This window comes from Weissella muntiaci, assembly GCF_008107635.1.
GTDB classification, from domain to species: Bacteria; Bacillota; Bacilli; order Lactobacillales; family Lactobacillaceae; genus Weissella; species Weissella muntiaci.
Genome location: NZ_SDGZ01000028.1, coordinates 1 through 20,019, shown reverse-complemented (window position 1 = coordinate 20,019; position 20,019 = coordinate 1). Strand labels below are relative to the sequence as shown.

General features: G+C 37.3%; 16 protein-coding genes and 1 pseudogene. 3 read left to right on the top strand and 14 right to left on the bottom strand.

The window, feature by feature from the left end; translation table 11 throughout:
- Nucleotides 1–38 precede the first annotated feature (38 nt).
- The 8 genes from ESZ50_RS10890 to ESZ50_RS10855 form a co-directional block, all read right to left on the bottom strand.
- The gene (locus tag ESZ50_RS10890; RefSeq protein ID WP_148623896.1) at nt 39–1,436 is read right to left on the bottom strand and encodes an MFS transporter; all 1,398 of its coding nucleotides are present in this window, start codon (nt 1,434–1,436) and stop codon (nt 39–41) included.
- Between the two features lie 677 nt (nt 1,437–2,113).
- Nucleotides 2,114–3,055 carry a pyridoxamine 5'-phosphate oxidase family protein gene (locus tag ESZ50_RS10885; RefSeq protein ID WP_148623894.1) on the bottom strand — a complete coding sequence of 314 codons (942 nt, stop codon included), beginning with the start codon at nt 3,053–3,055 and terminating at the stop codon, nt 2,114–2,116.
- Complete coding sequence (locus ESZ50_RS10880; RefSeq protein ID WP_148623892.1) at nt 3,045–3,560, bottom strand: hypothetical protein; 516 nt, start codon at nt 3,558–3,560, stop codon at nt 3,045–3,047. Before ESZ50_RS10880 ends, ESZ50_RS10885 begins: the two co-directional genes overlap by 11 nt.
- Nucleotides 3,561–3,572: 12 nt before the next feature.
- Nucleotides 3,573–4,871, bottom strand: a complete 1,299-nt coding sequence (locus ESZ50_RS10875) for a glycosyltransferase family 2 protein (RefSeq protein ID WP_148623890.1) — start codon at nt 4,869–4,871, stop codon at nt 3,573–3,575.
- A 911-nt stretch (nt 4,872–5,782) separates the two neighbouring features.
- Nucleotides 5,783–6,529, bottom strand: a complete 747-nt coding sequence (locus tag ESZ50_RS10870; RefSeq protein ID WP_148623888.1) for an SDR family oxidoreductase — start codon at nt 6,527–6,529, stop codon at nt 5,783–5,785.
- A 19-nt stretch (nt 6,530–6,548) separates the two neighbouring features.
- A complete protein-coding gene (locus ESZ50_RS10865) occupies nt 6,549–6,953 on the bottom strand; it encodes a cupin domain-containing protein (protein ID WP_148623886.1) in 405 nt (134 codons plus the stop codon).
- Nucleotides 6,946–7,284, bottom strand: coding sequence for a carboxymuconolactone decarboxylase family protein (locus tag ESZ50_RS10860; RefSeq protein WP_148623884.1), 339 nt, complete (start codon nt 7,282–7,284; stop codon nt 6,946–6,948). The genes ESZ50_RS10865 and ESZ50_RS10860 overlap by 8 nt, the downstream gene beginning before the upstream one ends.
- 8 nt (nt 7,285–7,292) lie before the next feature.
- A complete protein-coding gene (locus ESZ50_RS10855; RefSeq protein WP_148623882.1) occupies nt 7,293–7,673 on the bottom strand; it encodes a DUF2255 family protein in 381 nt (126 codons plus the stop codon).
- A 102-nt stretch (nt 7,674–7,775) separates the two neighbouring features.
- Between ESZ50_RS10855 and ESZ50_RS10850 the strand changes: the two genes are divergently transcribed.
- The gene (locus ESZ50_RS10850; protein WP_148623880.1) at nt 7,776–8,651 is read left to right on the top strand and encodes a LysR family transcriptional regulator; all 876 of its coding nucleotides are present in this window, start codon (nt 7,776–7,778) and stop codon (nt 8,649–8,651) included.
- Nucleotides 8,652–8,718: 67 nt separating this feature from the next.
- Here the strand turns inward: ESZ50_RS10850 and ESZ50_RS10845 are convergent, their stop codons facing one another.
- The gene (locus ESZ50_RS10845; RefSeq protein WP_148623878.1) at nt 8,719–9,723 is read right to left on the bottom strand and encodes an NADP-dependent oxidoreductase; all 1,005 of its coding nucleotides are present in this window, start codon (nt 9,721–9,723) and stop codon (nt 8,719–8,721) included.
- A gap of 125 nt (nt 9,724–9,848) precedes the next feature.
- Between ESZ50_RS10845 and ESZ50_RS10840 the strand changes: the two genes are divergently transcribed.
- Nucleotides 9,849–10,394, top strand: coding sequence for a TetR/AcrR family transcriptional regulator (locus tag ESZ50_RS10840; protein ID WP_148623876.1), 546 nt, complete (start codon nt 9,849–9,851; stop codon nt 10,392–10,394).
- 728 nt (nt 10,395–11,122) lie between these two features.
- Here the strand turns inward: ESZ50_RS10840 and ESZ50_RS10835 are convergent.
- The 5 genes from ESZ50_RS10835 to tnpA form a co-directional block, all read right to left on the bottom strand.
- The gene (locus ESZ50_RS10835) at nt 11,123–13,501 is read right to left on the bottom strand and encodes a CHAP domain-containing protein (protein WP_148623874.1); all 2,379 of its coding nucleotides are present in this window, start codon (nt 13,499–13,501) and stop codon (nt 11,123–11,125) included.
- Nucleotides 13,502–14,194: 693 nt separating this feature from the next.
- The gene (locus ESZ50_RS10830) at nt 14,195–15,148 is read right to left on the bottom strand and encodes an alpha/beta hydrolase (protein ID WP_148623872.1); all 954 of its coding nucleotides are present in this window, start codon (nt 15,146–15,148) and stop codon (nt 14,195–14,197) included.
- Nucleotides 15,149–15,787: 639 nt separating this feature from the next.
- Entirely contained in the window at nt 15,788–16,693 is a 906-nt protein-coding gene (locus tag ESZ50_RS10825; protein ID WP_148623870.1) for a LysR family transcriptional regulator, read from the bottom strand.
- 68 nt (nt 16,694–16,761) lie between these two features.
- A complete protein-coding gene (locus ESZ50_RS10820; RefSeq protein WP_148623868.1) occupies nt 16,762–18,522 on the bottom strand; it encodes a CocE/NonD family hydrolase in 1,761 nt (586 codons plus the stop codon).
- A gap of 349 nt (nt 18,523–18,871) precedes the next feature.
- Nucleotides 18,872–19,303, bottom strand: a complete 432-nt coding sequence (tnpA, locus tag ESZ50_RS10815) for an IS200/IS605 family transposase (protein WP_148623866.1) — start codon at nt 19,301–19,303, stop codon at nt 18,872–18,874.
- Between the two features lie 56 nt (nt 19,304–19,359).
- Between tnpA and ESZ50_RS10810 the strand changes: the two are divergent.
- Nucleotides 19,360–20,019: pseudogene (locus ESZ50_RS10810) on the top strand (RNA-guided endonuclease TnpB family protein); the annotation flags it as partial.

Below are 20,019 nucleotides of genomic sequence, written 5' to 3'. Positions count from 1 at the left end.
AACGACTAAGATCAAGAATCTATCTTAGTCGTTTTTTTTTAATCCTTAGGACGAACGAAGTTTAAAATAATCCCAAACGCCGCCATAATCATACCGATAATGAAAACGTTCGCACTTGCCGACAAATAAAGCCTTCCCAAACTTGATGAAATCACTTTTACACCTGGTAATTGTGTATACAGCATTGATGTTGCAAAACTAGTTCCGAGGGCAATCCCCAAGTTTCTGAACAGTGAGTTCATTGATCCGCCAACACCTGCTAATTGATTGCCCACAAAGGACATCGTCAAAGCATTGTTGGGCGTCATAGCTAGTCCCATACCAATTCCATTTGCGACAATTGGCAAGCCCAATAGCAGAACGTTCGGTGTGCCGTCGTACAAAATATAGCCAATTTGAGCAAGCGTTAAAATAGTCAAGCCTATCGCTGTTAAACGTAATCGCCGTTGCTTATTATTGGCAAAACGTCCAATAAATGGTGACATGCTCATCACCACCAATGACTGTGTTGCAACCAACAAACCACTCTTACCGGCCGAGAAACCTAAGAAGTCTTGGAAATAAAATGGAAGTAGAATATTTGATATCGAATTTACAAACATCATTATAAAAAGTACAAATACGGACGCCATAAAAGTTCTGTTCTTCAAGATTATGGGAGCAATCCATGGAGACTTGGCCCGTGAATCTTGGACAAACGAACTAAGTGTAATGATGCCACCAAGAACCAACCAGAAGAAGTAATTTTCAATTTGTGACAATCCGGGTAGGCTCATAAATTGACTCATAAAGATTGTAATGATACCAACCGTGAAAAGCGCTTGTCCCAACCAATTACTAGCTTTGATCTCTTTTATTACAATTTGCCGATTTAATTTTAGTGTCGGCAAATTGTGGTCACCTAGCCACATCGTTACTAAGGAAAATGGTACAAAAATTAAAAAGGTCCAGCGCCATGAAAGCACAGATGTAATAATTCCACCAAGTGCGGGTCCCATTATTGCACCAACCGAGATAAACATCGAATTATATGCTAACACTGCTGCACGTTCTTGATCATCAAAGAACTCGTTGATAATTCCCATGGTGTTGGCCATAATCATAGCAATCCCAATCGCCTGGATCACTCGACCACCCAAAAGTAGCGCGAAACTTGGCGCCAGGCCTGTGAATAATGTTCCAGCTGTGAAGATCCATCCACCGTATTTAAAAACCAGACTCTTGGAAAAGATGTCCCCACTATGCCCAAACAAAACTAGAAATATGATTGCCGTAATCAAACCAACTTGCAAAGCCAGCGTTGCTACGGCCGAGCCGACGTGGAACGTCGTCCCGATTCTTGGCAAAGCCAGAGTAACACTAGTTCCAGCGATTGCTGTAATAAATGAAAAAGATCCCAAAGTAATAACAATGTTTCGCTTACGTGCTGTCATCATCTCAAACTCCCCTCTAATTTGAATTATCATGTTTAGTATAATCAATTCCAATGAGTAATGCTAACTTTTAATTAGTGAATTTTTAAAATGATGTTAAGTCCTTTGAACGGGCCTACTGTCTTTTTACTTAGGCTAATTTAACTATTATTTTAAGGGTTTTCATATCGTACCTTATCTTGGAAAGAAAATCTTCTTCGCTACCTTACGCCGTCTAACAAGTAATTCGCATTCTTTGCTTTTAGTACAGAAACAGTGCAGTTTTGTGAATTATGGTCTCCATCATTTTTAATTACTTGTTAAATCAAAATTCCATTTTTGAATTTGTTATTGTCTCTACCCAACATACTTTTAAAACCTTTCAATCTTTTTGATTTTGCTGATGATTTTCGCCTTATTTCGTTTAAATTAATTAGGATGTTGATAGTTTAGTTAGCAGAAGTCTTTTTAATTTGTATTGATGAGGATATGAGTGAGAAATTAGTTGTTGGGATAAAAAAACAGAGATATAACAGGCCATTGTATAGCCCTGTTATATCTCTGTTTCAACTATCAGAATAAAATGCACTTCGTTACAAACTATGTGAATGATTATCAAGAATAGAACTAACCTTTATGGATTCAGTTTACTGCCAACAAAAGAGCAATAAGCTTGTAAGAACAGTTCAGATTCATGGTCATCAATAAAAAGAAATTTCCTCATGTTGCGTCCAGCTATCTAAACGGACGCTTTGCAATTCGATCTTATATATAAGCTCGCTCTCGCGGTCCTTCTCTGAAAGGCTATCCATAAAACCGGGGACCTGCTCCTCATAATATTCCTTTAAATCATTAAGGTTATATTCAGTTTTGCATATTTTTAAACGGTTACTAGATATCGCCATCCCCTCGGCTGTGGGCATTGTGTAAATTGCAGCTTTATGCAAGTCTAATTCGCTCACCTTCGGAGTATTAGGAGCCGTCCCGAAATACCAAACATTAGCTTTATCTAAAACTATAAATCGCATTTTCCTGATGGAAGGTTGACCGTCTTCATTTGCAGTACTTAGGATCATTTCGTTCGTTTTAGAAACAAACTTTTGAAAACTCTCCATTTTAATTTTTATTTCACGGTCGGATTCCGGTAAGGTATGCTCATTAATGTATGCAAGAGCTTCGTCTATGGAATTCAAATTCTCGTTTACCTGCAAATAATGTAAAATCTGAGGGATTTGCGCAGATATTTCTTTTCCAGAATAATAAAATTGTAACCATCTCTTTGAAGCTAATAGCGTTCCAGCATTTTTAATACGTAATCGATTATCATACCCTTTCACAATCGCTTTTAATGGATAAAATTTTATCAGTTTTTGCCAAAAGGCCAAAGAAATTACGAATAAGACTATCGCGATTAAGAAATTAACTTCCATTATTCGGAAAAGACTAATTTTTTCGTACTCAATTAAATGCTCAAAAGCAATGAATAATATTATAGTCGTTGACAACGTCAGGTAGAATAATAAGCGCCGCTTGAAAACTTTTCGCTTATGTATCATGTTTTCAATAACGTTTTGTCTTCTTTTCATATTCTCTTCGCGAGTTATCATGTCCTGCACAATAAAGTTATCTTTTTCAGATAGCATCGTCATCCTCCAAAAAATAATTAAATCTTTGACGCAACTCAAATGTGCTTATATCAGCGTAATCGGCTATCTCAATGTATTGTTGGTCTTTTCGCAATGTTTCGAAACCATACTTTGAAGTATATAGTTTTTCCGCCAAATATAAGTGCCGCTCCAACAAACCATAATTAATTTCTGCGCGACCACCGCTTCCCTTGATATGGTAGAGATTTACTGCTAAGAGTATAAAAAGATAAATGATAAATAAACTAAAGTAGAGTATGGCTTGCTTGAGGTCATACTTTAGCAAAAGTCTAGTGTGATGACCTCCAGTGCTCGGAAGCACAGATGTATATTTAATAATAACTACTACAAAAATTGGCAGCAAGACCATTAGCCAACCGACCAAAATCAACAAGAATTGTTTGATCTTCCTTTTAGGGTCGGAACCATTATTTGCGAAAAACCAATCGATTGTTATATCCGATTCACTAAAAGAGTGTGTTATATAATCTGGCTTACTCATTTCTCCCCCCCTCTATTGTTCTAAGCCCCTGTCTTTCGATCTCTTTGGTGAGGTCCAGACGCCGCCGTTTTCACCTTCAATTATTTTCTTAATTGTCGGAATGGTTTCAGTTAGGACTGTATACGCATTAACCATCCAATATATTAATATGTACCAAGGCGCAAATATAATATATTTTAATGATTTACCACCGTCATTAAAGTACGATGCCATCATTAATTGAACTAATCCAACAATGATCTCAATTATTACTATCATGCTCGCAAAATATAAGTTAGAAGTAAATATGGACCAATCATTGTTGAGTAAGCAGGTAATTTGAATAATTACATATACAAGTAAGCTTATCCAGAAAAAGAATGACCAAACAATACTGAGAGCGTAATCAATAATAATAGGAATTAACGCAAAATTTCTCCTTGGTGATCGGAAAACAGAAAACGACTTTGTTAATAAAACATATAGCCCCCCAGATGTCCAACGTTTTCTTTGCTTAATCAGGTCCCTAAGTGTTTCTGGTACGTCCATGTAGAAGCGAATATGTGGGGCGAAAAAAGCTTTCCATCCTGCAATCTGCATATCCCATGAAATTGCAATATCCTCCGTTGGTTGCTCTGCTTGCCATCCACCAACGTCCAATACGGCCTGCTTACGATACATTGTATTTGCTCCAGAAAATGCAAATAATCCGCCAAAAGAAAGTTGTGCCCTCTTTATTAGTCCGATGATTGAATTCAACTCATTTTGTTGGGCCTCAGAAACGATGGTTGTCTTATTAATGGGTAACATATTTCCTGTAACCGCACCTAATTTTTTGCCACCTTTACGTTCAAAATAGTACATATATTTCCAGAGAGCATCAATTTCTGGCTTTGAATCGGCGTCATTTGAAAGAACAAACTCTCCTTTGGCAAACCCAAGAGCTATATTCAGTCCCGCCGCTTTACCACGATTATTAACGATCTTAATCACTCGTAATCGATTTGCATATAATTTTTGCAAGCGTAATAAGATATCCTTAGTACGATCTGTCGATCCGTCATCAACAACAATTACTTCATACTTGTCCGTTGGATAATTCATTCTTCTTTCTAAATGATTTATCGTTGACTCTATTGTAAGTTCCTCGTTATGTGCCGCAACAAGTATTGAAATAAACGGTGGCTCCTCTTTCAAATATTGGGGTTTATCTATTTTTTCCATAAATAGCCAATAGAAAAAACTCAAGAATATAAATAACAGGCCTCCAATTATGGGATAAAATACAACTATAAAGATAAACATATTCTTTAACAAATCAATAATTATCATGACACCCTCATTTTATACTTTGTTCACTCTCATACATTTTGAAAAACTCAAAAATTTATGGTCAAATTCAATTTAAATTTATTTGATTCCGATAGAGTGGTTCCCCAATACTTTGTCAACGTTTAAAATTTCATTTTTAAATACGTCAGGGCAAATGTCAATACTTATTTAAAAATTTATTTAAGTAATATTGCAACTGTTACAAATCCCTATAAATCAATGTTTAAGGCTTTTAAAAGCTAAAACAATATTAAGGAATGCATATAGCCTTTATATTGATTTATTTGATGAGGATCTTTCAATTCTAATATGTTCAATTAAGTGAACAAGATTTGTTTTAATACAACTAAGTCGTCTGTTCTGCATAAGCAAACTAAAAACCATTTGTTTGATCTGTAAAAGACAACAAAGAATAAACGTTTTCCCTTGTTCAGCATAAAAATACTTAACATTCGATCGTTTTAGCTCTACCGTTTGTTTTAAATGAATGTACGTTGCCATTTAACTCACTGGTTAAGGGTGTATGTAGATGAACCTGCTAATTTTCTATCCCTTTTGCCTATTATCATCAAAATAGTCTTAGATGAATCGTTTAATGTCTCTTTCCCTCTGGATCTGGGAGTCAAGGAAATAATTGTGGCAGTAGCTTAGAAGATATTAATTAACAAGTGCAACGTGATGTTCAGGATGCAAAAATTCTGATAGTGAGCTCCTATCTAACAAAAAAAGCAGGGAAAATCGTTCTATTAAAAGGCCGATTTTCTCTGCTTTTGATTCTGCTGTTAAATTAGTGGCAGAAAACACTTAGTGGTCAACTTCACGCAGAGGTAGTTTCAAAACACATAAAGTTGTATTCGGCTTCTGAGAAAAAGATCAACAATATATTTACATTACTTAACGGTAAGAATAGTCTACCAAGGTTGTGCTGTTGGACCAACGGTAAATTCGCTGACATTTGTATCCTCTGGCTGGTCAATCGCAAAAGCGATGACATTTGCGATTCTATCCGCTGAGATGCCATATTGATCGTACACTGCATTCATGCCTTCGGCAGCTTCCTTGGACGTAATCGTATCTAATAACTCAGTATTGACTGCAGCTGGGTAGATAGTTGCAGTACGAATGTTATTTCCTTCGAGTGCTGATTCCATACGTAGAGTTTCCATTAAATCACGAACCGCCCACTTGGTCGCACCGTAAACGGCGCCACCAGGATAGGCTTTCAACCCAGCAACAGATGATGTGGCGATAACTTGGCCGCTTTTCTGTCCAATGAAGGATGGTAAGGCTGCTGCTATTCCGTTCAACACGCCCTTTAAATTCACATCGACCATTTGATTCCATTCGTCAACCTTTAATTCTGATAGATTCGAACTTGGCATCAAACCGGCATTAAGGAAAATGACATCAAACTTGCCAAACTCGCTTTTAGCCAAATTAACTAAATTCTCATTGTCCTCTGGTTTTGTAACATCAGTAATTGCATAAATTGCTTGACCACCAGCGTTGCGAATCTCATCTGTCAATCTAACCAGTTTATCTTCCCGACGAGCACCTAGAACAAGCTTTGCTCCCTTACTAGCTAATAATTTTGCAGTTGCCTCACCGATACCTGATGATGCCCCGGTAATTACTACTACCTTATCTTGAATTGTCATAATTTTATCCCGTTCTTTTTTATAGATTATTGTAAATACTGTCAGTAACAGCTTCTAACCATTCAGGCGTTCCGGTTGTAATTGCAATATGCTCAAACCAACTATCATTCTTGGCTCCGTGCCAATGCTTTATACCATTATTTGTTAGAATTTTATCGCCCTTTTTTAAAGAGATCGCCGATTTTCCCTCTTCTTGATACCAGCCTTCCCCGCCCGTTACTAGTAATATTTGGTACCCACTATGATGAATATGCCAATTATTTCGTGAGCCTGGTTCAAAAGTTACTACACCAACAGACAAAGAATCATCAGGCGATGAAATCAGTCCGTTTAAAAGCGTATTTCCGGTGAAGAATTGTCCATATGGATTAGGTACACCTGGGCCAAAAGTAGTCCCGTTTTGGATCTCATCGTACTTAGTCATTATTTCCCTCTTTTTCATCAAAGATCTTCTTTGCAACATTAAAGGCAGACCACGCTTTGGGCCAACCGACATAAAATGCTAAATGAGTTATAACTTCTGAGATATCTTGAGCCGTCAGCCCGTTATCCTTTCCTTTTTGAATATGAAAAGAAAGTTGCTCGAAAGCACCCTCTGCAATAAGTGCAGATATTGTGATAAGACTCCTATCTCTAGCAGAAAATTCTGCTTCCCTAGCCCAAATTTCTCCAAAAAGTACGGTATCATTCAACTCCGCAAATTTTGGAGCAAACGATCCAAGCTGATCGTGTCCGGCTGTTACTTTATTGTTCATAATGTCTCCTATCTTTGAATATCCACTCTGACGGTCGCATTACGGGGTGATTCAGAAATCATTGGTGGCATATACACACTGTCTTGATACTTATTTTTATAGGCATTATCAATCTTTTTAATCAGATTGGCATTCTCTATAACGGGTATATGCTTAAAGATTGCATCATATTTATGACCATCGATTTGGATCTGACCTTTACCTTGATTTATCGCAGATTTAAACCACCTTGAGTTTTGGCCGTTCCAAGCTCTAATATAAATTTCTTTTTCGACGACTACTGACCAGATCCAAGTGGGTGTACCCAATGTTGTTCCATCTCGATAATAGGGTGAAACATAAAAGTCATCGGCTGTTGAGAATCTTTCGATTTCTTCGTTGTGTATCATTCGATCGTCCCCCTTCCTTTAATTGTCTATAATTTAATACAGTCCACTCCTTATTACAATTCATTTGTTGTTATAGTAGACTATTACCTGAGGTAATGATTCATGGAAATTAGAATGTTGAAATATTTTTTTGAAGTAGCTACTACAGGCACTCTTACTGCGGCGGCAAGAAAATTGAATTTAACCCAGCCAGCTCTTTCAAGACAAATACGAGCTTTAGAAGATGAACTGGGAGTGCAATTGCTTGATCGATCAAAAAAACCGTTGCAACTTACTGGCGAAGGAATATATCTTGCTAAACAGGCTGAAAGTATTTTGAACCTGACGGAGAAGACTAGTAAAAATTTGAAGCAAAGGAATATTATTGCTGGGCAGATTACGATTGGAGCTGCTGAAACGTCGCTCTTTACAACAGTTTTAAAGGGTATTAGCAAGTTACAGGATCAATATCCAGATGTGACGATTCAGCTCATCTCGGGCAGTTTAAATGATATGTTAGAAAGTCTCGATCAAGGATTAATTGATTTCCTGTTTGCTCTAGATTTCAATTTAAAAGGACAGTATGATTTCATTGATTTGAAGAGTACTGATACAAGAGGAATATATCTTAATAAAGAGCATGATCTTGCAACTAAAGATGAAATTATTGGTGAAGAAATTGCCAATTATCCGATTGTTACATCACGAAGCCCAATATGGCTGGATTACCTTAGTCTCATCACAAATAAGCCAACAGAGGATCTCAACATACGGATGAATTTTAATTTAATCGGGAATGCAAGTTTATATCCCGCCTTTAACAAAGAAATATTATTGCTTGGGATTGAAGGTTTACCTGTTGGAAATACAGTTAAATTTATCCCTGTAAATCCTCAAATACCTTCTCATGCAGCTTTATTGTGGAAACACACTCAATTTTTATCATCACTTCATGAGGAGTTTTTATATTTCGTTAATCAGGAAATTGAAATGATTTAATTGATAATTAAGAAAACACAAAAAGGCAGAGAAAATATCCTCTCTGCCTTCTTGTGCTTTGATGTTTTTATTCAAAATTTATCAATACTTTACCGTGTGCCTTGCCACTATTCATATAGGTAATGGCCTTGTTTATTTCATCTATTGTGAAGGTCTTTTGATCATAAATGGGAACTATGTTATTAGTTTCAATGATCTTTGTGATATCTTCTAATTGATTTCCATCACTTCGGACAAAGATAAAACGATATTGAATATTTTTCGCCTTTGCCTGCTTATCAAATTTCATACCAGCAATGGAGAATAGAAATGTTTTCCAGAATGAGAAATGATGTGTCACAGCAAAAAGTTTGTTTGGCCCATCAATAAGCGACACAATTTTACCACCTGGCTTAATAATACTTAATTCATTACTATATTCTCTTGGTCCTAAGGTATCAATTACAAAATCAACATCGGTTAGAGTCTCCCAATAATTTTCTGTTTTATAATCTAAGTATTTATCAATGCCTAACTCGAGAAGGCGTTCTCGATCCCTTGAATTACCGCTCCCATATACAGTTAAACCAAGTGATTTTGCAATTGGTAGAGCCATTTGGCCAAATGATCCAGAAATTCCTGGAATAAAGATGCTTTGCCCCGCCTGGACACTTAGTTCCTCATACAGTATTTGATAAGCTGTTAAAGCACCTAATGGGGCTGATGCACCACTTTTAAAATCTAGGTTTTTTGGTAGCATACCAATTGCTGCACTCTTAACAGCAATATACTCAGCAAAACCGCCCATTGTTGTAGCAGGTAGACGAGAATAAATGAAATCGCCGACATTGAAATCTAGGACATTTTTTCCAACTTTAACTATTTCACCTGCTATTTCATTACCAAGAGTGACCGGCAAGGCATAGTGATTCATAAGTTTCAAACTACCGCTAGCAATAAGGTTTTCCAATGGGTTTACGGCCGCCGACTTAACTTTAATGAGGACCTCATCTTGAGAAATGTTGGGTATTTCTACATTATTAACAAAAAGTGTTGCTGATTTATTATATGCATGTAATTGCGCAGCTTTCATATATTCCTCCTGAGTAACAAAAAGATGTTTTTGTAACTAGTGTTAACATACTCTATTTAAGTAACAAAATCAAATTTTTGTAAATAACTATGTTAATATAATAGTGAACCCCGGAGGTATTACTTATGGAAAAGATATCTAGAAAAATTATCTTGAAAACCGCACAAGAAATTATTATCGAGACAAAAAACTCTGAAGTTTCTTTGTCTCAAATCGCTAATGGGCTTGGAGTTACACATGCTGCAATATATAAATATTTTGAGAGTAAGCAAGTACTCTGGGAGGAAGTAAGTAGCGCTTGGTTTAAAGAAGAAATTATCGATAAAATAAAATTTGACAATAAAACTAATTCGCGTGTTGATACATTACATAGCTGGTTATATCAATTTGCTAATTTGAAAAAAAATACCTATATTAATGATCGAACCATGTTTACACTGAATACTAAATATGTTGATAATCATCCAAAGGTTTTAAGAAAAGTACTTCAACCAGCCTACCAAGAGATTGATCGAATTATGGATTTCAATGATCCTTCGTTAAAAAGAGCAGAAGCAATTCTATCAGCGTTTGCAATATTTAGTCTGCCAACATTTAAAGAAACGTGGCTCGATAGTGATTATCAGGATAGATTTGATACTTTGTGGAACATAATAAAGAGTGGATTGTAAAAATAAAGTGATTTTGGGATGGCTGACCTTGTATTGTGCAATATTGAATTGTCACGCTACTTATTTGTTTTTTACTGCGTGGACAGGACATGCCAATGAAATTGCATAACTGTTGGAGTACACATTATGTAAATAGTAAAATGAGTCGGTGTCGGTAGTGAATCAGTCCTTACCTTACTTCCCCTATTTTAGATTTCGGCAGTCGAACTTGTTCTTATTCTGCACTCTTTGTTATTCTACATAAGATAGTGAATGGTCATTTAGTATCCTCAAACTTGAATTGGATTTCTCGTACAATTTTGTGGAACGTAAAATTCTGTCACGATCAAGGCCATGGACTCTGGCTACTGACTTGGGCGATTTGTTATAGGTATTCATTAACATTAAAGTATAAATGTTAATGAATACCTTGGATATTAAAAATATTATCACAAAGACTCCAAACAAAAGGTATAGTAAAAACACGTCTCTAGATATTTGTAGAGACGTGTTTTTATTAATAATAATCTGTCCAATGGTCTGTTAGCAGCGCTTTTTGCCTTTACGATACTCACAATCTTATATTAATTGTTATCTAAATAATTAATTATCCTGATTCTTTGCCATCGATTCTAATCTTTGTTGCTGGTGCACATTGTGCCTCTGCTCTTGAACTAATGGATGATCGTTAAAAACAATTTAAGCATGCTTTCGAATTGAATCAAATCTTTCAGGCTAAAGCCCAATGATTAGTTTAATGTTGCAATCGCTCCATCCAGCCAAACACCTCGATTACCTACCGTTATATATACACCTTTGCTTGCTATATCAATCTTTTCAACTTTATAACTGCCTGGCAAAATAAAGTAATCCCCTTTTAGCAAAACTTGGTCACCAGCAGTTTGTCCATCCTGATTGGTTTCAGTCAAAGGTGTTGGGTCAAGATAATTCCAGCTCTCGACATCGCCTCCAGAGATTTGTGAACTTCCAACTAGGTTACCGCTCACGTTGGTTACTTTGTATACGCCCTTAAACGAAACAACATCGCCAACTTGAATGTCCTTTTGCGGTTGTTGGATATCATCAGGGATCATGGCACCAGTGTTACTATCAAAATTATATGTTTTGCCATCAATAACTTGTTTTCCATAGAGCATATGTCCAGTCTCGGGATCATAATAGACAGTCTTGTTCGCACCATAAGAAGTTAAATCCTGTAATCCTGTTTTCATCTCACCAGTTTGAGCATCAAACAAATAGTAATACTGCCCAATCTTAACTTCTCCATGCGCTACTTGTCCTTGTTCATCAGCATAAATCTTCTGACCATTAGCTAACGTGATAAGACCAGTCATTAAATTATGTGTGCTTGGATCAAAATAATATGTCTTGCCGTCGATTGATTGTTCACCAGAAGCTAATTGACCATCGGCACCAAGATATTGTTTGTTTTCACCAACGGTCCGCCATACGTTAGCAATTAACTTTCCAGTTCCTGCTTCGAATGAATAAGTTTTACCATCGATGAGCTGATCACCATAGAGCATATGTCCAGTCTCGGGATCATAATAGACAGTCTTGTTCGCACCATAAGAAGTTAAATCCTGTAATCCTGTTTTCATCTCACCAGTTTGAGCATCAAACAAATAGTAATACTGCCCAATCTTAACTTCTCCATGCGCTACTTGTCCTTGTTCATCAGCATAAATCTTCTGACCATTGGCTAGTGTGATAAGACCAGTCATTAAATTATGTGTGCTTGGATCAAAATAATATGTCTTGCCGTCGATTGATTGTTCACCAGAAGCCAATTGACCATCAGCACCAAGATATTGCTTGTTTTTGCCAACGGTCCGCCATACGTTAGCAATTAACTTTCCAGTTCCTGCTTCGAATGAATAAGTTTTACCATCGATGATCTGATCACCATAGAGCATATGTCCAGTCTCGGGATCATAATAGACAGTCTTGTTCGCACCATAAGAAGTTAAGTCCTGTAGTCCTGTTTTCATCTCACCAGTTTGAGCATCAAACAAATAGAAATACTGTCCAATTTTAACTTCTCCATGAGATACTTGTCCTTGGTCGTCAAGGTACACTTTTCGTCCATCTGGCAACGTTGTAAGACCCAGAATCAAGTCATGTGTATTGACATCGAAATAATAAGTCTTCCCGTTGATTATTTGTTCGCCAGAGGCATATTGTCCATCTGTTTGCAAATATCTTTGATGTCCGTCAACGGTTCGCCAATTTCCGTCAATTAATTTACCAGACCCGCCTTCAAATGTATGCATGACTCCATCGATCATAATATCACCATAAAGCATATGTCCAGTCTTGGGATCATAATAGACCGTTTTATTTGCGCCGTAGGTTGTTAAATCCTGTAGACCAGTCTGCATGCCGCCATTATATTTTTCGAACAAATAGAAGTTGCCATCAATAAGCGCCTCACCATGAACCATATGACCTTGATCGTCATAATATACTTTCCGCCCATCAGGTAAGGTTAAAAACCCTTTTACAATTGAATGTGAATTTGGATCAAAATAATAATATTGTCCGTCAATCTTCTGCTCGCCTGTTGCATACTGACCGTCAGAGTTAATATATACTTGTTGCCCATTAATAGTCGTCCATCCACTCGCTTCGAACGGTGGCCGAACCCAACCAACTAATTGACTCCATGGTTCTTGATAGTTGATCCGGTGTTGGCTTACATAACTCCTGCCATTATAATTTTGGTCTGCAACTATCATTCCCGTTGAGTCTGAGGAAATTACAACTCCAGTGTGACCATTTGGATTACCCGGTGTTGATAAGATAAAGATATCACCAGGTTGTGGGGTACCATTACCGGCACGGATGACTCTAAAGCCGTTTCTGTTCCCAGTAGTTAGTAGGTCAATGGCGCCTTCACCTGGAAAAGAGGTTCCAAATAAATCATGCGCATATTGATTTACATAATCAAAACACTGATAACCCAAAGCTCCATCAAAGTCATATGACTTTCCAATGGTCTGACTGACCCAAGTCGTGGATTGAGGCACGCTTGTTGCACTGGCAGTAGTACCACCAACAAGCAACATTCCGGAAATAAGTAACGAAGCGATAATTTTTTTATTCACTTTTATTCACACCTTTATCATAAAATTTATTACGTGAAAATAGTATCATAATTTATGAGTTTAAAATCTCTTGAAAATTATTTTATTCACAAGTCTTGTGAATAATGTCCTGTTTTTAGGACATATTAATTTTACTAACAGGATTGCACGTAATGAGTTAAATCCTATAGATATATCTTGTGAATTCCCATTATATATTTGAATTGGAAATTTAAGAAAGCGTTAAGGTAACGATTGGCGCATTCATTACTAGACAGTTTAATGGCTTATGTCCTATTAAAAGTGTACACACTTGTGAAATGTGTACCGGATGTTTCAGAATAAATAAAAGAATTCTTGTAGAATTTTCTTGTGTGAATCTCTTTTTGCGAGGGTTATACACAATATATTTCGGCACGTATTATTGAATTTTCATGACAACTGTTTTTTGAAATCCTAGTTGAAATTCAGATAAGCACCAACCAATTGTCCCTGTTCCTCTGCAGACAGATTGTAATGAGTGGTGAACCTTTGTACAAAGATATTGCTGCATTTTTCCTAATGGGTTAATGGCCATTAGCAAAGTGGTGTGAATGGAGATATTTGTCACATCATAAAAAAGGAACGCAACTGCAATTCAGCAGGTGCGTTCCCTTTTATTTATAAAATAGCTGACCAATATATTATTATGCTAACGGACTTATAAAAATTCGATTACTTATGATTCCCCTTCATTACCCATGAAGTCGAAACGTCCATAGCTGCTCGAGTTGCCTTTGTTTGATCCAATGAGTTAACCATGACAAAATCATGAATCATACCTTGGAATTGGAGTTGAGTAACTTCGACATCAGCCTCACGCAATTTGTTAGCGTATGCTTCGCCTTCGTCACGTAGGACATCAGCTTCACCGTTTAAGATCATTGCGGCTGGCAAGCCCTTCAGCTCATCAATTGAAGCTCGTAGTGGTGATGCTGTGATTTCTGCACGTTCCTTAGGGTCAGTTGTATATTGATCCCAGAACCACTGCATTCCCTCTTTAGTCAAGAAATAATTCTCTGCAAATTGGTTATATGATTCAGTATCGAATTCAGCATTCGTTACTGGGTAATATAATAGTTGTTGCAAAATTGGGAGACCTTGACGTTGCTTGGTCATAATTGTCATAACAGTTGCCATGTTACCACCAACTGAGTCCCCAGCGACGGTTAGACGTTCAATATCAAGATTCTTTGCTGCAGCAACGTCTGCTAATTGTTGTAAGACCGCATAATTTTGTTCGATAGCGGTTGGATATTTTGCTTCTGGAGAAAGTGTGTATTCTGGGAAGACTACGACTGAGTTTGTGCGGACTGCCAATTCACGAACTAGCTTGTCGTGCGTTTTCGCACTACCAAATACCCAACCAGCCCCATGAATGTAAAAGATCACCGGAAGTTTACTATAATTTCCGGCTGGACGAATGAAACGAACTGGAACATTTCCCCACTCCCCAGCAGAAAATGTCGTATCTTCAATGTCCACATTATATTTATTAACTGGTGAAGATTGTACTTCTTCCAATAATGCGCGACCATCCTTTGGAGCCAACTCATAGATGCGTGGGTGTGGTTTGTTGGCGTTACTGAAATCCTGAGCTGCGTCCTCTAATACTACTTGCTTATCCATTATAATTCTCCCTTATATGTGACAAAAATCTTGTAAGCCTTACATCAACTTAACACCGTTAACGATTAGTTGATAAGTAAAGTATATCGCACACGATTGAATTGTCAACGTTATAATGTGCCTTTTTTGTGAAATTTTTGTGAAGAACATCTATACTAATCAAGCGAACCTATTTTTGAAATTCTTGAACTCTTTTCCAAACTATGTGAATAGGTAAGTTATAAGGGGAAACTTATACTAAATAAAGAATTGAGAGAAGGCATTCCACAATTGTTGGTTACCTCATATGGAAATAATCGGACGATAAAATAAAAAGCCGCCTATGGTCTAGGTGGCTTCTCTATGTTGTTGTGATAGGTAAAGATGGCCACAACTAGTGGTTGTTCTTTATATTATCAATATCTTGAAATTCCAAATACTGCAGGCGCTTCTTCAAAGAGAATATGCTCAAGGTAGTTAGGATACTTAAAAGCAGTAGACACGCGTGAAACACATTATGGGACTTGCGCTTATGCCCGGAGGAGCTTTTTCTATCCTTTTTAGTCATGATATAGCCTCCTTCTAAACTAGATTTAGGGTGTTTCTATGTGTATATTCATTTATACGCCTTCAAACTAAGGGACATCTTAAAATAATAAATTAGTTGCTGTATTCGACGGTTAGTTGTTTAAAGAAATTCTGAATCTCGGGATTCGAACTTTCGCTATTAATTGCAACATGGATGTCCTGGCTTTCATTCGCATCGACTAAATCGACAATTTTGATATTAAACTTACTAGCCAGCTCGCCTTGGTTCATTGCCGAATACAAAAATGCTAAGCCGTTACCAAGTGCTGTCATTGATAGCCCCTCACTCAAGCTCTTAACATAGTAATTGGCGTTCAGATTAAAACCGTTTTCGATACCCTTATTTAAAACATAGTCAACAATAATTGGCGACCGATTTCGATCAAGTAAGATAAAGGTTTCGTTGGCAAGTTCTGAAAAAGATAAATGTTGGTGCTGGCTGAGCGGATGATTTTTCGGCAAGGCAATTTGCAAATGATTTTCAATGAATTTTTTATTTTCAAAGTTTGGATATTGCCTAATATATGGATAAAGTGAGAATATCACATCATACTCCCCATTCTCTAGTCCCTTGCTCAGATTTGCGGGGGTATCAGGAGTGAGGACGATTTGGATATTTTCATTATTTGCTTTGTATTTGCCCAAAAAGTCATACATGTTTTGCATATTAAAGTTCTCAAGATAACCAATTCGTAGATATTCAACTTTATTCAGGACGGCTTCTTTCGAATCAAAAACATGCTCCAATGTATCAACGGCTTGTAGAACATTAATGGCCTCTTTCAGGAAAATTTGACCATCGTTTGATAATTTTAATGAATGGCTTTGTCGGATAAAAAGCTGCCTTCCAACTTCCTGCTCTAGTTCTTTCATATGGCGACTTAATGTTGGCTGGGAAATAAATAGTTGTTCGGCCACTTTTGTTAGATTACCAACGGTTGCAATTTGGACAAAATAGTTCAGTGTACTTAGATTCATAGCCCCTCCACAAAAAAGCTTTATAGTATTTAAACTATAAAGCTTTTTCTTGGCAAATGATAGTCAGACTACTTCCCCAATAGTGGAAGTTGAATGTATGAAGCGTATTCCCCACCGGTGTGTAAAATATGCGTTCCTTGATTGTCAGGTGTTGCCCCAGGCGTTCCAGGCATGACTGAACCTAGCTCGTTTTTTGAGCTAATCATAATACGGAGCGTTTCACCTGCTTTGTAGGTCAATCCGATTGGACTAAGGACAATCTCGAGCTCCGCAAGCTCCTTTTCCGCAAGCTTTTCAACTCGATCGAATGTATACGCTGGAATCTCATCGGTCGAAAGTTGATCATCTAGATGGCGCATTGAAGCACGCAGACGTCCCCAAGCTCCTTTATATCTTAAGGCTGAAGCCCCTTCTTGCGTGAAGTCTTGCAATGCCGCACCATGGTTTGGTACGACAAACTCGCTCAAAACGTTGCCGAATGAGTCCAGTTTTTGCAACCAAACGAAAACATCCATATCGTCATAGCCCTCTACTTCCATAAAGAGCTTGGCTTTGGGATAGCCGACAAGTTGAGTGTCTTCTGTAAATGTCATCTGGAAAGACGTCCGACCAGGAACGACATTTGTCGCATATTTAACTGGAATATCACGTTCTTCAGGCTGATCTTGCAGAGTTCTGAAAATCGGGTTTAGATAGAATTTCTTATTCTCCACATTTTTAGGTGGAAAACTTTCTGATGGGATATCGGTCTGATTGGTCCCCTGGAATCCGATTAGCGAATAACGGACTGTTGGAGTCTGCTCCCAGTCGTTGTCCTTTTCTAATAAATAGTGATCAAAGAATCTCCGAAGCTCTTCAACATTAGCTTCGTCATAATAATATGGCCATTCTTGACGATCATGAATTCTAAGCCACTTTTCTTTCGAACCCAATGAGCGCCATGAACGGAACGTTCCCATTGTGTGTAGTGTATTTGAATAGCTTGCAATCACAAAGGCTGGCACGGTGATTTTACTTGGGTCTGCAACCTTATCTTGCCAAATAGCAGCGTTTGCAAGTGGATTAGTATCCATTTCCTTAGTTAAGTCTTCACGTTGAGCGCCTGTTGCACTCACATGGTTGACTGCCAACCGTTCAATGAAGTTCTTATCCGGAATTCCACCAATAAAGGCTAAATCACGGTAACCGTCTGCCAGCCCTTCAGTTGGATTGATAGCTGTTAAGTGTGGTGGCATTTCGGCCGCAATGTACCATTGTGAAAATGCCAGATACGACGTTCCCGTCAGAGCAGTTTTTCCATTAGACCAGTCTTGAGTAGCAATCCATTCAATCAAGTCATAACCATCTTGCGCCTCTTGGGTTCCGAGCATGGTGGTGTTTCCTTCACTATGGGCAATCCCACGCATGTCTGGATTAACGACCGCATAACCATGTTGAGTCCAGTAGGCTGGATCTGGTGCCTCAAATTTCGTTAAGCCAGAATTCCAATGATTCCCCATGCCCAACATATTAAATAGATTTTTGTAGCGGGGTGCAGTTCCAGCACTTTTACCATAAGGGCTCCATGCAATTAATGCTGGGGCCGTTACTGTGGAAACTGGTAGATATACATCAGTATAAATAGTTATTCCGTCACGTAGAACAACGGGAATATCTTTTAACATTCTGATATCGGCTGAAAGTGGTTTGAAACCTTCAGCAATCTGAGTACCCTTTTTCAGGATTACTTCTTTTGTTTCGAATGGACTTAGTACGCCATGTTCGACCCCATTATCAATGTAGTCAAAGGAAGGGCTGAATTCCATGTCACTAGTAATATCGGCTGTCATAATTTTACCCCCAAAGAATTTTGTATATTGTGCTTTCTTTACAGGTCTAATTGTATGCGCCGAATGTCCATGTGTATAATAGTAAGCTTGGATATCAGCAATTTGAATATATTGATATTCAAATATCAAATATCACGCGAATTTCACTTAAAGGTTCAATGTATTCTCAAAACAAGTCCAGTTACCTCTTTTTAATATAGGATACCTTGCATGTTACATCTCTGGACACAAAAGAACCTAAGATTTTATTACGTGTCGATGCAAATCTTCGTTCACAATTAGGCTGAAAACTCGGTACTTTAGTGCCGAGATGAAAGCCACCCAAAGACCGTAGGTCAATTTCTAGTAGTTAACGTTTCTTCTTATCGTATCTAGCTAAACTAGCTTCAGAACGCTGGCTTTCAATATAATTTTCTACAACTGATTTTGACATTTCTCCTAGTGTTCCAATGTAATAACTTGGTGACCACAGATGCCCACCCCATAACAGCTTCTTTGTTTCTGGATGAGCTGTGAACCAAAGTTTTGCACTGGAACCTTTTAGTGTTTGTACTATTTCGAAAGATGCATACTTTGGCTTAAAAGAAACAAGTAAATGAACGTGATCTGGCATAACTTCCATTTTTTGAATTTCAATATCGTGTTCATTTGCTAAATACGATAATGCATCTTTCATATCTTGAACTAACTTTGGATTAACAAAAATTGGTCTACGATATTTTGTAACCCAAACAAGATGGAAGTTAAAATTGTATACATAGTCACGTTCATGAACAATCATAGTAAATCCACCTCATGATATAATTAGCTAATTATATACCAGAAGGAGCTTACTAAATGAAATTGTCTAAAACAACTACATCAGTATACGTAAGGCGATTTCGTTTAGTTGAAACTCCAGAATTAACTGATTATCATCAACAAAGTATTAATGTTCAAAATGAATTATGGAATTTTGCTAACAAGTATCTTGAGGCAACCTACGGTTACAAACATTTAAATCGTAAATTTGTAGCAACCGTTATCCAGAAACGTTATATTTTGAATGCTATTAAAGTTAAGTTTGCTCAACATAAAGGATTGTTAAAATGGAGTCCTAAACTTGGCTTACATTCGCAAGCTGCCGATGAACTATTAAAAACAATGCTTACTAATTTTGGACAATATCGACGAGTTTTGTATAAAGCTTCTTTAATGACAATTGACGAAAAATTAGCATATAAAAACAATGAACATAGTAATAATCGCCAAAATCGTTCTTGGTATCGTAAAGGTTCATTGAATTTCTTACGTAACAGAGCATCATTCAAGACAGTTTCATTACCAAGTAACGGTCAAATTGAAATAAAATCAGCACACCATATCAAAATTCAAGGATTTGGTATTGTTCAAGTTGTTGAAAACATTAAGAACCTCAAAGGCTCTAAGATTGTCATTTCAAAAGTGAAACGTAAAAATAATGAACAATTTGAATTACAGTTAGTGTTCACTCAAGAG

Bases quoted from the DNA above. Each gene is read 5' to 3' on its own strand.
- ESZ50_RS10890 (WP_148623896.1), bottom strand. From the start codon at position 1,436: ATGATGACAGCACGTAAGCGAAACATTGTTATTACTTTGGGATCTTTT.
- ESZ50_RS10885 (WP_148623894.1), bottom strand. From the start codon at position 3,055: ATGCTATCTGAAAAAGATAACTTTATTGTGCAGGACATGATAACTCGC.
- ESZ50_RS10880 (WP_148623892.1), bottom strand. From the start codon at position 3,560: ATGAGTAAGCCAGATTATATAACACACTCTTTTAGTGAATCGGATATA.
- ESZ50_RS10875 (WP_148623890.1), bottom strand. From the start codon at position 4,871: ATGATAATTATTGATTTGTTAAAGAATATGTTTATCTTTATAGTTGTA.
- ESZ50_RS10870 (WP_148623888.1), bottom strand. From the start codon at position 6,529: ATGACAATTCAAGATAAGGTAGTAGTAATTACCGGGGCATCATCAGGT.
- ESZ50_RS10865 (WP_148623886.1), bottom strand. From the start codon at position 6,953: ATGACTAAGTACGATGAGATCCAAAACGGGACTACTTTTGGCCCAGGT.
- ESZ50_RS10860 (WP_148623884.1), bottom strand. From the start codon at position 7,284: ATGAACAATAAAGTAACAGCCGGACACGATCAGCTTGGATCGTTTGCT.
- ESZ50_RS10855 (WP_148623882.1), bottom strand. From the start codon at position 7,673: ATGATACACAACGAAGAAATCGAAAGATTCTCAACAGCCGATGACTTT.
- ESZ50_RS10850 (WP_148623880.1), top strand. From the start codon at position 7,776: ATGGAAATTAGAATGTTGAAATATTTTTTTGAAGTAGCTACTACAGGC.
- ESZ50_RS10845 (WP_148623878.1), bottom strand. From the start codon at position 9,723: ATGAAAGCTGCGCAATTACATGCATATAATAAATCAGCAACACTTTTT.
- ESZ50_RS10840 (WP_148623876.1), top strand. From the start codon at position 9,849: ATGGAAAAGATATCTAGAAAAATTATCTTGAAAACCGCACAAGAAATT.
- ESZ50_RS10830 (WP_148623872.1), bottom strand. From the start codon at position 15,148: ATGGATAAGCAAGTAGTATTAGAGGACGCAGCTCAGGATTTCAGTAAC.
- ESZ50_RS10825 (WP_148623870.1), bottom strand. From the start codon at position 16,693: ATGAATCTAAGTACACTGAACTATTTTGTCCAAATTGCAACCGTTGGT.
- ESZ50_RS10820 (WP_148623868.1), bottom strand. From the start codon at position 18,522: ATGACAGCCGATATTACTAGTGACATGGAATTCAGCCCTTCCTTTGAC.
- tnpA (WP_148623866.1), bottom strand. From the start codon at position 19,303: ATGATTGTTCATGAACGTGACTATGTATACAATTTTAACTTCCATCTT.